The organism is Ensifer sp. KUDG1, assembly GCF_050434285.1.
In the GTDB taxonomy this organism is placed as follows: domain Bacteria; phylum Pseudomonadota; class Alphaproteobacteria; order Rhizobiales; family Rhizobiaceae; genus Ensifer.
On the sequence record NZ_JBNDIG010000004.1, the window covers coordinates 361,304 to 374,228 of the forward strand.

Genomic DNA, 12,925 nt, shown 5'->3' on the forward strand with positions numbered 1-12,925 from the left:
TTGCGCGGCGCGCAATATCCTTCCGCTACGGCAAGCGAATCTTGCGCCGCCTGGCTGCCTTTGCCTCGCTCGCGGCCGTATCGTATTTTTCCCTGAAGCGGTCCAGCTCCGGAAAGTTCCACTCCGCCCATCGGTCGAGGCTGATCAGCGTCTCGCTGAGAGACAGGCCGACAGCGCTCAGGCTGTATTCCACATGCGGCGGGTTCGTCTGCTGATCGTGACGCTGCACCAACCCGTTGCGCTCGAGGTCCTTCAGCGTCTGGGTCAGCATCTTCTGCGAAATGCCTTCGACCTTGCGCAGCAACGCACCATTGCGCATCGGACCCGCCGCAAGCGCAGACATGATGAGGATCGCCCATTTCGTCGATATCAGTTCGAGCGCGTGCCGGGCCGAACAGGAAGCGTCGAACACGTCGGGATTGCTTGCAGACGGAGCGCCGGCTTGCAGGGGCAGTTTCATCATCACCTCAAGGACATGCCGTTGCGGCGGCCGCTTTTCACGCCTCACAGGTAGTGCGCGCGATTGCGGCTCACAAGTTGCGAGCCGCAAAGCCGAAGGCAGGACGGCGTCCGGAGTTATGCCCAGGGCGCACCGGCCGTCCATTCCGCCCGAATGGCCTCGATGAAAAGGCGGACTTTTGGAGAAACATGCTTTCGCGTCGGATAGACGACGCAAACCGGCGGCTCGTCGCGTTCGAATTCTTCGAGCAGGGGCACAAGCCTGCCTTCCCTGATGTCGCGGCCCACCAGGAATGCGCCCAGTTGCACAACACCCATTCCGGCGAGGCAAGCATCGCGAATGGCTTCGGTGTTTCCGAGACGCAAGTTTCCCTGAACACCGACGTCCCGGTCTTCGCCGCCCACCTTGTAGTGCCACGGCACTGGTCCGCTTGCGTGCTTGAAGCCGATCCTGTCGTGGCGCGTCAGCTCGTCGATCGTGCGCGGCGTTCCGCGTTGCTGCAAATAGTTAGGCGCAGCGCAGGTTATGAGCCGGTGCGACGCCAGGACCCGCCGCACGAGGCGACTGTCGGTCGGCCCGCCGATACGAACGGCAACGTCGATGCCGTCGCCGACGATGTCGCGATACTCATCCGAAAACGAGACCTCCGCGTCCACCTCGGGCCAGCTGTTCAGGAAGCGCTGGAGAACGGGCAGGATATGCAGCCTGCCGAGGGCGATCGGCACGTCGATGCGAAGGCGCCCTGTTGGCGCCTGGTGCCGCTGTGCCAAGACGGACTCCGCGTCGTCCACTTCCGACAGGATCCTGATCGCATGCTCGTAGAAGAGTCGGCCCTCTTCGGTGAGGCTGACGCTGCGGGTCGTCCTATGAATGAGCCGCGTTGCCATATTGTCTTCAAGACGCGCGACGCATTTGCCGACTGCCGAACGGGAAAGACCGAGCCGCTCGGCCGCCAAGGTGAAGCTCTGGTCGTCGGCGACACGAACAAAGGCGCGCACATCGCCGAGATGGTCCAGCATCGCAAGATCCTATTGGGGACGACTCGTCCCTTTTGTTTCCATAGAACGACAGTTTATCCAACTTTCGGAAACAGTAAACAATGCCTCGCAACGTCCCGGCAACGGGGCATGGGATGGGCGCGGCGCCACATCGCGGCCCGCGCCCGAATGAACGAGGCAAGCGAATGAAACTCCAGGAAGAAACCGACGGTCTGCAATCAAAGGGAGGCACAAAGAGGGAAAATTGGCTGCCGGTCTATGCCGCCGGCCTCGCGACCTTCTGCGTCGTGACGACCGAGATGCTGCCCGTCGGCTTGATGACGTCGATCGCAGACGACCTTCAAACGTCGATGGGGACCGCCGGCCTGACGATCTCGCTGCCGGCACTGCTTGCCGCACTCTTTGCGCCCACCGTCGTGCTCGTGGCCGGCAGGATCGACAGAAGGCGCATCCTGACCACGCTTCTGCTGCTGCTCGTTGTTGCGAACATCGTTTCGGCGCTCGCCAACACCATCGGCTTGCTTCTGGCGGCGCGCATCCTTGTCGGATTTTGCATGGGCGGCATCTGGGCCGTTGCCGGCGGCCTTGCGCCACGGCTGGTGCCGGGCCGGTCCGTTGGCGTCGCGACGGCGATCATTTTTGGTGGCGTTGCGGCAGCTTCGGTTCTTGGCGTTCCGGTCGGGGCCATGATCGGTGATGCGGCGGGCTGGCGCTTCGCGTTTGCCGCGATGGCGGTCTTTTGCGGGATCGTGCTCGTGGTCAATCTCTGCGCCTTGCCTGCTCTGCCTGTCCATCAGGCCATCCGGCTCGGCCAGATCGGCAATCAGCTCTCGAACCGCCGGATCCAGCTTGGTCTGGCCATCACGTTCCTGTTCGTTGCAGGGCATTTCATGGCCTACACCTTCATACGTCCGCTTCTGGAAGTTGTTTCCGGCATCGGCACAGAATGGGTCGGGCTCATGCTGTTTGCCTATGGAGCAGCCGGCATCGGCGGAAACTTTGTTGCCGGCCCCGTCGCCGCCAGGCGCACCGGCGCGACCTTGCTATGCATTGCCACAGCTCTTGCCGCCGTCCTCTTCGGTTTTGCCCTTTTCGGACACTCGCCTCTTGGCGGTATCATCGTCCTCATCTTGTGGGGCATCGCCTATGGCGGCGTCTCGGTCTCCTTGCAAACCTGGATGATGAAGTCGGCACCCTCCGACGTCGAAGTCGCAACGGCGCTGTTCGTCGCGATCTTCAACATCGCCATTGCCGTCGGATCCTTTGCCGGTGGGCGCATTGTCGATCAGTTCGATCTCGGCACCAACCTGCTCCTGGCGGGCATACTGCCGTCCCTCGGGATTCTGCTTGTGTTGAAAGCGCAACGTCCAGCCACTGGCCAAGGCTGATGGACCATCGGAGGCTTGGCGAGCGGATCGCATACTTTCCGGCTGTCGTCCCGGCTCCAGCGGGCCGGACAATCTCTCGAAGAAATTCCTACTCGAGCTACGGGGAGAGAGCAGCAAAATCATTCCACAATAATACATAAAACACATAGACTATATGTGTAATGATCGGGACTTCTCGCCCATGATGCTGGCAACACGTGAGCCGGACCCGCTCCGCCCGCGACGGATGACAACGCTGGCTAAGCCCAGATTTCGACGGAGGATCCCATGCACAGTTCCATTTTCAGCCAGGCGTATCGCCGCCGCAGTGTGCTGAAAACGCTCGCCGCTGCCGGCGCCCTGCCCTTCGTCGCGCCGTTTGCCTCCTCGACGGCGCTTGCATCCGGTACCAAATATGCCGGCCGCACGGTCAATCTCCTGATCATCCAGCCGCACGTCGTGACGGGCAGGAAGATCGCCGAGGATTTCGAAAAACTGACCGGAGCCAAGGTCAACGTCACGGCGGTGCCCTACGACCAGGTCAGCGTCAAGGCAACGCTGGACGTGCAGTCGGGCGCCAACCAGTTCGACGTCATCGACTATTTCTATACCTACAAGGGGCAGCTGGCCGACGATGGCGTGATCGAGGACGTCACCGATCTCATCGAGCGCGACAAGGCCGAGATCCAGCCGGAAGACTTCATCCAGACCATCTACGACCAGTACACGCTGCATGACGGCCGCCGTTATGGCTTGCCCTATGACGGTGACAGCCATCTGCTTTTCTATAACCGCGAGCTGTTTGACCGCTACGGCCTGAAGGCGCCGGCCACCTGGGACGAATACAACGAGAACGCCCGGGTGATTACCGAGGCGGAAAAGAAGAACGGGATCTATGGTGCGGCGGTTCTGGGCGCGAAGATCCCGGTCATCATTCTGTCCACCTACGCCAACCGGCTCACCGGCTTCGGCGGCAACTTCCTGAAGGCGGACGGCACCTCGGCGCTCGACAGCACGGAGGCGGTCGAGGCCCTGAAGTCGCTTCTTGCGTCGGCACCCCACGCGCTGCCGACCCCACTCGAAACCCGCTTCGAAGAAGGGCTGCCCGCCTTTCTCAACGGCAAGGCGGCACAGATCGACTTCTGGACTGATCTCGGCGGCTATGCGCAGGACCCCAAGGGCTCGAAGATTGTCGACAAGTGGGGCGTTGCGCGTATTCCCGTCGGCGGCAGCAACAAGACACCCCGCCTCGCCTTCAATGCCGGCTTCGGCTTTGCGATCACCAGCGGATCGAAGAACAAGGATGTCGCCTGGGATCTGATCAAGTTTGCGACCGGCAAGGACTACCACCAGGAGCTTCTGGCGCTCACCGGATCGGGCATCGACCCGGACCGCCAATCGGGGCTGAAATCGCAGAAGTTCAAGGACTTCCAGCCGCTGGTGCAACCGCTACTCGATGATGGCGCATTGGAAAACAGCCTGGCCTGGCCAACCGCCGTCTACGCGCCGAAACTCGAAAATGCATTGACCGACGAACTGGCCCTGGCGCTCGCCGGCACCAAAAGCGCGGAACAGGCGATCGCCGACGCCCACCAGGCCTGGACCGAAATCATCGAGACCAACGGCTGATTGCTTGCGGGGTGGCGCTTCCTCCCGGCGCCGCCCCGCCACTTTCTTTCAACGAGGCAAAAGACCATGAGCGCAAGATCCTTGCCGAAGCGCAGGCTCGGCCGAACCGATTTCGACATCACGCCCGTTGGCTTTGGCGCCTGGGCCATCGGTGGCCCCGATTGGGGATGGGGATGGGGAAGCCAGGACGATACCCGGTCGATCGCCGCCATCCGCCATGCGGTCGAGCGCGGCATCAACTGGATCGACACGGCGCCCGTCTATGGCCTCGGTCATTCCGAGCACATCGTGCGCGAGGCGCTTTCGACCATCCCACGATCCGAACGTCCGTTGATCTTCACCAAGGCCGGGCTGATCTGGGACCCGGACAACCGCAACGCTCTTCCAGCCCGCATCGGCAATGCCCAGTCCATTCGCCGCGAGTTGGAGGCTTCCCTGAAGCGGCTCGGCGTCGACGTCATCGACCTCTACCAGGTGCACTGGCCTGCCAATGACGGCACGCCGGTCGAGGACTATTGGGCGACGTTTGCCGAATTGAAGAAAGAGGGCAAGGTTAGGGCCATCGGGCTTTCGAACCACGATCGGGCGCTTCTCGAGCGCGCGGCAACGGTCGCGCCCGTCGATGTCGTGCAACCGCCCTTTTCGGCGATCAAGCGCCAGTTCGCCAGAGCAGAGCTGCCCTGGGTGCAGGCGCATGGCAGCGGCGTCATCGCCTACAGCCCGCTGCAATCGGGCCTGCTCACCGGCGCCTTTACGCCGGCGCGCGCTCGGGCCCTTCCGCAGGACGACTGGCGATCGCGCGACGAGGAATTTTCAGGCGAAGCGCTTCACCGCAACCTCGCCTTCACCGAAGGCTTGAGGCCGATTGCCGCGCGACACGAAACGACCGTCGCTGCGGTCGCCGCCGCCTGGGCGATTTCCTGGCCCGGCGTTACCGGAGCCATCATCGGCGCGCGCGAACCGCTGCAGATCGACGGCTGGATCGATGCTGCAACCCTTGAGCTCACCCCCCGCGACCTCGACGATATCGAGGACATGTTGCTCGCCACCCGGGCCGGCAGTGGGCCGACGCGCCCGGATCTGGCCGAGGCCGCATGACCGCCTTTGCCGTCGAGGTGCTGGAACCCGCCGGTGCGGCCGGTGTCGCCGCGCGCAGCCACGCCCTTCGGGCGCGTCTCGGTCGGCTCGCCTGGATCGCGCCGGTCCTCGTCGCGCTGGTCGTCACGACGCTTTACCCGACCGTCTTTCTGCTGGCGCTCGCCTTCAGCAAGAGCACGCTCGGAAAGCCGTTCCGCGGCTTCGTCGGCATCAAGCACTTTGCAACGGCGCTTCAGGATCCGATCTTCCTTGCAGCCATCGGCAGAAGCGTCGCCTATGCGCTTGCCACCTCGCTGGTGCAGCTTGCGCTTGGCTTCCTGATCGCGCTGCTTTTTACGTCCCTGTTGAAGGCCGGCCGCTTCCTGATGAGCCTCGTGCTGTTGCCGCTGATGACCCCACCGGTCATGGTCGGCATCGCCTGGAAGCTGATCTTCGCGCCGGCAGGCGGGCTCTTGAACGGCACCCTGATTACCTACGGCGTGATCTCCGAGCCGATTTCCTTTCTCGGCCACCCGACGCTCGCCTGGCTGGCAATCGGCGTAGCGGATCTCTGGCAATGGACGCCCTTCATCGTCATTCTCTGCTTTGCGGCCCTTTCCACGGTGCCTGAGAGCGTTCGCGAGGCGGCCATGGTGGACGGGGCCAATGGCTGGCAGCGTTTCTGGCACATCACCCTGCCGCTGGTCGCCGCACCGCTTTCGTCGATCTATCTGCTGAAACTTATTTTGTCGTTCAAGCTCTTCGACCTCGTCTACATCCTGACCTTCGGCGGGCCCGGCTTTGCGACGACATCGGCCGGCTTTGCCATCTATCGGCGGGCAATCGAACAGTTCGACGTCGGCCGCGCCGCAGCCGAGACGATGATCTACGCGTTGGTCATCGGACTTGTGACCTTGCCCGTCGTGCGACTGCACCAGCACTTCGAAAGACGAGAACTATGAAGCCCGCCGCGCGACATCTGTGGCTCGGACTTGCGGCGGCGCCCGTCGTCAGCTTCTTTGCCCTGCCCTTCCTCTATCTCATCGCGGTTTCCTTGAAGACGAAGGACGACGTGCTCAACGGCCGCTTCTGGCCGACGACGCCGACGCTCGCGAACTGGCCGGCAGCCTTCGATGCGGCCAACATCCTCGGCTTCATCCTGAATTCCGTGATCGTGTCGCTGGTCTCGGGCCTGGTCACCATCGCACTGGCGCTGCCGTCGGCCTATGCCGTCCTGCGGCTGAAGATCGGTGGCAAGTGGCTGTCGGACGTTACGCTCTCGAGCTACATGGCTCCGCCGATCGTGGCGCTGATCCCGCTGTTTTTCCTGCTGAAGACAACCGGACTGCTCGATACGCGCGCCGGGCTTGTTCTCATCTACGGCTTCGCCAACGTGCCCGTCGCCTTCTGGTTGCTGATGCCGTTCCTGCGTCGCATGCCGATCGAAATCGAGCAGGCAGCGGCGATGGACGGCGCCGGTCCGTTGCGCACGCTGCTGCAGATCGTCGTGCCGATCATCGCGCCGGGGATCGTCGCGACCTTCATCATCGTCACGGTCTTGTCCTACAACGAGTTCCTGTTTGCTTCCGCCTTCACCTTCTCCGACACCACGCGGACCTTGCCGGTCGGCATCTCGCTCTTCCAGGGCGACCGGTTGGTGAACTTCGGCCAGATGGCAGCCGCCTCCCTGGCCGGCATCGCGCCCGTCTATCTGGTCGCGCTGTTCATGCAACGCTACCTTGTGAGCGGGCTTGCCCATGGTGGCGTGAAGTAGGGAGCGCCGACGGCAAGCTACCGGGCAATGTGAGGCTTGAGCGCCTGTTCCGCCCCGGCTTTCGGCTTCTTGTCGGTCCATTGAGGCGGTGCGCCATATTTGGCTGCGATCGCGCCGACAAGGCCCGGCGCCCGGCCGAAGGCATCGCAGGCGGCATATTTGGGTTTGCCACCCAACCAGGACTGCACGCGCTGCCGGGTTGGCAGCGAGATATCCAAGGCCTTCGGTTCCTTGCCGGAAATCAGCACCTGCGAAAATTCGTTGGCGAATTTCGTCGCAAAGCTATAGGCGTCGCCGACTTCGGAAACACGGGGCTTGTCGAGGATCGAATTCGCCCCCCTCGCCCAAAGCATCGCAGCGATTTGCGCGCCACCGGCATCGACAGCTTCGGCCTCGACGGCCAGGCCCCCGAGGCCTACAGGCAATCGCGGCGCGCTGACGGGGAGCACGAACCCGGTGCCAACGGTCACGGCCGTCGAAACCCCTGCGAGCGCCTTGTCTGTCGGAACAATATCGGCGACCACGGAGCGAACCGTCAGATCAGCAGGCTGATCGGCGGAAACCATCTGATATCTGTCGCTGAGCGCGACGCAGAGCGCCCGGTCGAGAGCGTTCGAGACCAGATCTCGATCGGCACCGGACTTGATCTTGGAGGCGGCGGCAGAGGAAAACATCGTCGGCGCGATGCGGATGGTTCTTACGCCGGCCAGGCGTTGTCCGTCGACGTAGAGGCGTTTCTTCGCCACCATGCCTTTCGACGGGCCGAGCTTGCTATAGGAGGTCAGCGTCCCCGCTTCCTTCAATGGAACCGATTGGCATCCGGCCAGGGCCACCGAGAGTAGTCCTGCCAGGCCCACCGCGCGGGCCGGGACGAGTGCTGAAGAAACCCTATTAAGAGATTGAATAAAATATTGTTTTAGCACGTTCCATGATCTCCGTTGACATGCAACGGCGACCTTGGGGATGGACAATTGCTACAGAATTACAAGCTGGTTCGAGCTGTCACCGGAAAAGCTGTCATGACGAAAGGCCTGGGCGCAAGGGTGACGCTGACACAGTGTGGAAGCCTGTCGCCGATCAGAGGTGGACGGCAACCTTGGTTCCGTTCGCTGAACTCGTGAGGCTGACGCGGCCCCCGTGGTTGGAAACCACCTGTTTCACCAGGCTCAAACCAAGACCCGCGCCCGTTTCTTTGGGAGAAACCCTGTAAAACGGCTCGAAAACGAGTTCTTGATGCTCGGCAGGTATGCCAGGTCCTTCGTCGGAAACCTCGACGCGCCCATCTCTTGAGACGGAGACGGCAATCAGGCCGGCATTGCCGCCGTGATCGATGGCGTTTCGGACGAGGTTGTTGACCGCGCGCAAGACGGCAGGTGGGTTGCCCTTTCGCGCAAGCGTCTCCACGTCACTGTGGAATGACACCTGATAACCTCCCGCGATCGCCATCGGGGCGAGATCGGCGACAGCCGATCGGGCGATGTCGACCAGATCCATCGGCTCGTCCAGAGCGAGCGCCTGGTCGTTGCGCTCGAAATCCAGAAGCTGCTCCGCCGTTTCTGCGAGCCGGGCAACGTCGTCCATCAGGCGCGTTCGCTCCCGGCCCTCCGCCATGCCGTCGATGCGCGTCTGCATGATGGCAATGGGGGTTCGCAGTTCGTGGGCCGCATCGACCAGAAAGCGCCGTCGCTTCCTGGCCTCGTCTTCGAGGCGCTCAAGTGCGCCGTTAAAGGCGACCAGAACCGGGGCGACCTCGTTCGGGATACCCGCGAGCGGCAGCCGCGTCCCGTGGCGGCGCGGATCGATCCGCGATGCTTCGTCGGCAACCTCGCTCACCGTCGCCAGCGCGCGACCGACGATATGGGGAACAGCAAGAAAAATCGCCGGAAGCGCACTGGCGATCAAAGACAGGTAGATCGGGTAGGCCTTCGCCAAAAGAGCCAGGGCACCCCAACCCTTGTCCGCCACGCCGCCAAACAGGATCCGCACTTCGCCGGCCGGTGTCTTCGCGTTTTCGATCGTCGCAATCTCGCGGGTGGTTGCGGCTCCCCTGATATCGGCTTCGTCGAACAGATGGATTACCTGGGGCAGTGAGGCATAGGCGGGCGGAACAGACCCATAGGAGGTGAAGGCACCGCTGGTGGTGGCGACCACGAACCACAAGGCACCGTTTTGTGCCTTGAGCGCCGCCAGATCGTCGGTCTCGGAAAGCTGCATTGCACCATCGCTGCCCCGGCCTACGGCACCGGACACGACCGAGACGACCGTCCCTTCCATCGCCGTGTTCGGCGACATGATCGTGGCTGCCCAGATGCAGAGCCCAATGATCACCGAGGCGACGACGGCGATGATCACGAGGCTCAACTGCCAGCTGAGCCGCCACCAGAGCGATGGATTGCGTCTTGCCGCCTGGCCCGTCATCACTCTTCCTTCAGGAGGTAGCCGACCCCACGGATGTTGTGGATCGAGACGCCGGCGCCAGCATCAGCCAGCCGCTTGCGCAGCCTTGAAATGTGGGCGTCGATCGCGTTCGACTGGATCTCTTCTTCGTAGTTGTAGACGGCAGCTTCGAGCGTCGAGCGAAGAACGGTCTTCTCCCGGCGCCTCGCAAGCGCCTGGAGCACGAAGAGTTCGCGCCTCGGGACGTCGAGCTTCACGTCATCGACGGTCACGGTGAGGTTCAGCGGATCGAGCGCCATGCGCCCGACCTTGATCTCGAGTTCAGCGAGTGCCGCGGGACGGCGCAGCACGGCGCGCAGGCGTGCCATCAGTTCCTCGACGAGAAAGGGCTTGCCGAGATAGTCGTCCGCCCCGATGTCGAGGCCTTCAACCCGCTCCATCGGCTCGTTGCGCGCCGTCAAGACGATGATCGGCGCGTCCTGGCCAATGCGGCGCAATTGCGGGATGAAGCTGAGCCCTTCGCCGTCGGGCAAGCGGCGGTCGAGAAGAATAGCGCCGTAGTCGTTCTGACGGGCAAGCTCGGCTGCGTCGGCGAGATGGGTCGTATGGTCGATGACCATGCCATATTTGCTGAGCGCCACAGCCAGCGCCGCCGCCAGTTCCCTCTCGTCTTCGATCAGCAATATCCGCATCGGCACCCCATGGCTTCGGCCTTCCGAATCTGCGGCAAGAATTACAGCAGCATTACGGAAACCACGGGGCGGCCGAGCGTAACATTGCTGCAATTGTTGGGACCTAGCAAACGCGTCGAGCCGCCCTCGCAAGATCGGCACAAGGGGCGCGGCCTTCAACGAACCGGAAAGGAACAGGGAGCATGACGGCGTCAAAAGCGGAGTGCGCTTCCGCAACGGAATTGCAAACGGTCAATCGGCGGAATGCGTATCGGGCCGCCCGATGACCCGGAGACCCCTGCTGCGCTTCCTCCTGCGCTCGTTCCTGTCGGCCCTTTTCCTCGCCGCCTTCCTGGCGGGCCCGGCGATTATTCTGATCCTCACGTCCAATCGAATTGCGATGTAGCGCGCCACGGATCAGATCCCCGACGGCCATTTGACCGAACTCGCCAATTAGAACGTCGCCGCTCGAATTGCTTCGGGCTCGTTCACGGCTCTTGGCTGGTATCTTCGCCGGACGCGGGTGCCGGAGCATTCTTGGCTTCCATCGCCGCTTCGATCTGCTTGATGACCTTGACGGCCTCCTGGAGGATTGCCCGCATCTCGTCGTCGTAGAGATGCACCGGCATGCCGCCGGCGCGGATGACGTCCATCGTTTCGGCTGACTCCACGATGCGATTGGGCTGCCCGAGCAGCTCCCAACCTTCCTTGATCGTGACATAGGCCCGGGAGACAAGACGGAGTTTTTCGCCCTCCGTCAGCATGTGAACATCGCGCGCGGCGCGGGTCAGTTCGGCAATGACGTCTTTCGTGCTTTTCATGAGACACCTTGGCGATGCAAGTACCGCGGTGCAACCAACTCATCCATTCATAGTAACTAATGTATAGATTGCGGAAAACAAGGCCCAACACCTTCACGCGACCGATCTGGTATGGGCAAGCCGAGGCCCTGAAATCCGGTGGCGTCCCAAAAATGCGTCACCGGGAAACACGTCCAATCGCATCAACCGCTTCTTAATCCTTTGTTGACCATAATCTCCGTTGAAGAGCCGAGCCGCCGGTTGTTACCGCCGGTGGATTGTACCTCGTTTGAATCGGAAGCCGCTGTGTCTGAGTATCCTGTAACTGCGTATCCAGAACCTGCCTCGCCTGCCGTCGTCAGAGGCGTCAAGCGTATCGCCCGGTGGGCCGCACGAGCGGCCGCAGTCACCGCCCTTGCAGCGTCCGCCATGGCGTTCACCAGCACGGCGGCGTCGGCAGAAGTCCGCTCGCTGAAGCTGTTCTTCACGCACACCGGCGAGCGCGCGACGATCACCTTCAAACGGGACGGCAAATACGACCAGAAGGGGCTGGCGCAGATCAACCGTTTCCTGCGCGACTGGCGCCGGAACGAGCCTGCCCGCATGGACCCGCGTCTCCTCGATCTCGTCTGGGAGGTCTATCAGCGCGCCGGCGGCAAGGACTACATCAACGTCGTCTCGGCCTACCGTTCGCCGGCCACCAACAGCATGCTGCGCGGCCGCTCGCGCAGCACCGGGGTCGCCAAGAACAGCCAGCACATGCTGGGTAAGGCGATGGATTTCTATATCCCGGGCGTGAAGCTTACCCGGCTGCGGGAAATCGCCATGCAGATGCAGGTCGGCGGCGTGGGCTACTATCCCACGTCAGGATCTCCCTTCGTGCATCTCGACGTCGGAAACGTGCGGGCGTGGCCGCGGATGTCGCGCCAGGAACTCGCCCGCGTCTTCCCGAACGGAAAGACCCTCCATCTTCCCGCCAGCGGCGGGGCTTTGCCAGGTTATGACCAGGCGATGGCCGACTACAAGCGACGGGTCAAGGCAACCTCGATCGTCGCTGCAAACAGCGCCGGTCCGGCAAAAGTCAAAGGCAGAGAAACCTCCGACAACACACTACTGACCGCGATGCTTCCGACGCGCAAGAGCCGCGGAGAAGAAGCCCTCGAGCTTCAGACCATGCGGAAGGAAGCAGCCGAAAAGTCGCCGTTCTTCGACCTTGCGGCGATCAGCGTCCCGCTGCCGACTCTGCGCGCCACGGCGACCGCCGCAACCGTTACGCCCACCCCCACGCCTGAGCGCGCGCTTCCCACGAACGTCTCGGCTTTCGTTCCCTCCTCGTCGTTCAAGGTCGCGCTTGGCGTGGGCATGATGCGCCATCCGGCTGCAGGCGAAAGCAGCCTCACCGGCCCGGCGTCTGCAAAAGCCGAATGGACAATTCGCGACGCCGCGCTCTTCAAATGGGCACTGGCGCCGGCCAAGGAGCTGGAGCGGCTAGCCCTTCCGGCGAACCTGGAGCTTTCGGTGGCAAGCGCCGACGATACGCCGCGCGTTCCGAAGCGCGCGTCCCCGGCCGGCAAGGAAGACAAGAGCTTCAACAAGGACCGCTTCTGGTCGGACGGCTGATACCGGACCGATTGTCAGCGCTGAAGGCTCGATGGTCGGGTCCGCCGTACCACCAAGCCTGCGCCACACCGGCAGACGATCCGATGATCACGCCGCTGTTCTTCGCCTGAGCAGGCGCGACCCCGCACCCGC

General features: G+C 62.8%; 13 protein-coding genes. 7 read left to right on the top strand and 6 right to left on the bottom strand.

Features of this window, described 5'->3' with window-relative positions:
- Positions 1-25 precede the first annotated feature (25 nt).
- Positions 26-460, bottom strand: coding sequence for a winged helix-turn-helix transcriptional regulator (locus M2267_RS14175; protein WP_429115075.1), 435 nt, complete (start codon positions 458-460; stop codon positions 26-28).
- Positions 461-576: 116 nt separating this feature from the next.
- Positions 577-1,479: a LysR family transcriptional regulator gene (locus tag M2267_RS14180; protein WP_429115076.1), complete on the bottom strand. Its 903-nt coding sequence runs from the start codon at positions 1,477-1,479 to the stop codon at positions 577-579.
- Positions 1,480-1,643: 164 nt separating this feature from the next.
- Here M2267_RS14180 and M2267_RS14185 point away from each other — a divergent pair, with 164 nt between their 5' ends.
- The 5 genes from M2267_RS14185 to M2267_RS14205 all read left to right on the top strand — a co-directional run bounded on the left by M2267_RS14185 (position 1,644) and on the right by M2267_RS14205 (position 7,305).
- Positions 1,644-2,846, top strand: a complete 1,203-nt coding sequence (locus M2267_RS14185) for an MFS transporter (protein ID WP_429115077.1) — start codon at positions 1,644-1,646, stop codon at positions 2,844-2,846.
- A 267-nt stretch (positions 2,847-3,113) separates the two neighbouring features.
- The gene (locus M2267_RS14190) at positions 3,114-4,454 is read left to right on the top strand and encodes an ABC transporter substrate-binding protein (RefSeq protein ID WP_429115078.1); all 1,341 of its coding nucleotides are present in this window, start codon (positions 3,114-3,116) and stop codon (positions 4,452-4,454) included.
- A 66-nt stretch (positions 4,455-4,520) separates the two neighbouring features.
- The gene (locus M2267_RS14195) at positions 4,521-5,552 is read left to right on the top strand and encodes an aldo/keto reductase (RefSeq protein ID WP_429115079.1); all 1,032 of its coding nucleotides are present in this window, start codon (positions 4,521-4,523) and stop codon (positions 5,550-5,552) included.
- On the top strand, positions 5,549-6,493 hold the full coding sequence (locus M2267_RS14200; protein ID WP_429115080.1) for a carbohydrate ABC transporter permease: 945 nt from the start codon (positions 5,549-5,551) through the stop codon (positions 6,491-6,493). The genes M2267_RS14195 and M2267_RS14200 overlap by 4 nt, the downstream gene beginning before the upstream one ends.
- Entirely contained in the window at positions 6,490-7,305 is an 816-nt protein-coding gene (locus tag M2267_RS14205) for a carbohydrate ABC transporter permease (protein WP_429115081.1), read from the top strand. The genes M2267_RS14200 and M2267_RS14205 overlap by 4 nt, the downstream gene beginning before the upstream one ends.
- A gap of 17 nt (positions 7,306-7,322) precedes the next feature.
- On the opposite strand, the gene M2267_RS14210 is transcribed toward M2267_RS14205, so the two are convergent.
- From M2267_RS14210 to M2267_RS14220, 3 genes are all read right to left on the bottom strand, one after another.
- A complete protein-coding gene (locus M2267_RS14210) occupies positions 7,323-8,228 on the bottom strand; it encodes a DUF3313 domain-containing protein (RefSeq protein ID WP_429115124.1) in 906 nt (301 codons plus the stop codon).
- A gap of 154 nt (positions 8,229-8,382) precedes the next feature.
- Entirely contained in the window at positions 8,383-9,723 is a 1,341-nt protein-coding gene (locus M2267_RS14215; RefSeq protein ID WP_429115082.1) for a sensor histidine kinase, read from the bottom strand.
- Entirely contained in the window at positions 9,723-10,394 is a 672-nt protein-coding gene (locus M2267_RS14220; protein WP_429115083.1) for a response regulator transcription factor, read from the bottom strand. The genes M2267_RS14215 and M2267_RS14220 overlap by 1 nt, the downstream gene beginning before the upstream one ends.
- 262 nt (positions 10,395-10,656) lie before the next feature.
- Between M2267_RS14220 and M2267_RS14225 the strand changes: the two genes are divergently transcribed.
- Positions 10,657-10,779: a hypothetical protein gene (locus M2267_RS14225; RefSeq protein WP_256442717.1), complete on the top strand. Its 123-nt coding sequence runs from the start codon at positions 10,657-10,659 to the stop codon at positions 10,777-10,779.
- A gap of 82 nt (positions 10,780-10,861) precedes the next feature.
- On the opposite strand, the gene M2267_RS14230 is transcribed toward M2267_RS14225, so the two are convergent.
- Positions 10,862-11,194: a hypothetical protein gene (locus M2267_RS14230; RefSeq protein WP_429115084.1), complete on the bottom strand. Its 333-nt coding sequence runs from the start codon at positions 11,192-11,194 to the stop codon at positions 10,862-10,864.
- Positions 11,195-11,602: 408 nt separating this feature from the next.
- On the opposite strand from M2267_RS14230, the gene M2267_RS14235 reads away from it, so the two are divergent.
- Entirely contained in the window at positions 11,603-12,793 is a 1,191-nt protein-coding gene (locus M2267_RS14235; protein WP_429115085.1) for a DUF882 domain-containing protein, read from the top strand.
- Positions 12,794-12,925 lie beyond the last annotated feature (132 nt).

Bases quoted from the DNA above. Each gene is read 5' to 3' on its own strand.
- M2267_RS14205 (WP_429115081.1), top strand. From the start codon at position 6,490: ATGAAGCCCGCCGCGCGACATCTGTGGCTCGGACTTGCGGCGGCGCCC.
- M2267_RS14195 (WP_429115079.1), top strand. From the start codon at position 4,521: ATGAGCGCAAGATCCTTGCCGAAGCGCAGGCTCGGCCGAACCGATTTC.
- M2267_RS14220 (WP_429115083.1), bottom strand. From the start codon at position 10,394: ATGCGGATATTGCTGATCGAAGACGAGAGGGAACTGGCGGCGGCGCTG.
- M2267_RS14185 (WP_429115077.1), top strand. From the start codon at position 1,644: ATGAAACTCCAGGAAGAAACCGACGGTCTGCAATCAAAGGGAGGCACA.
- M2267_RS14180 (WP_429115076.1), bottom strand. From the start codon at position 1,479: ATGCTGGACCATCTCGGCGATGTGCGCGCCTTTGTTCGTGTCGCCGAC.
- M2267_RS14200 (WP_429115080.1), top strand. From the start codon at position 5,549: ATGACCGCCTTTGCCGTCGAGGTGCTGGAACCCGCCGGTGCGGCCGGT.
- M2267_RS14215 (WP_429115082.1), bottom strand. From the start codon at position 9,723: ATGACGGGCCAGGCGGCAAGACGCAATCCATCGCTCTGGTGGCGGCTC.
- M2267_RS14175 (WP_429115075.1), bottom strand. From the start codon at position 460: ATGAAACTGCCCCTGCAAGCCGGCGCTCCGTCTGCAAGCAATCCCGAC.
- M2267_RS14225 (WP_256442717.1), top strand. From the start codon at position 10,657: ATGACCCGGAGACCCCTGCTGCGCTTCCTCCTGCGCTCGTTCCTGTCG.
- M2267_RS14230 (WP_429115084.1), bottom strand. From the start codon at position 11,194: ATGAAAAGCACGAAAGACGTCATTGCCGAACTGACCCGCGCCGCGCGC.
- M2267_RS14235 (WP_429115085.1), top strand. From the start codon at position 11,603: ATGGCGTTCACCAGCACGGCGGCGTCGGCAGAAGTCCGCTCGCTGAAG.
- M2267_RS14190 (WP_429115078.1), top strand. From the start codon at position 3,114: ATGCACAGTTCCATTTTCAGCCAGGCGTATCGCCGCCGCAGTGTGCTG.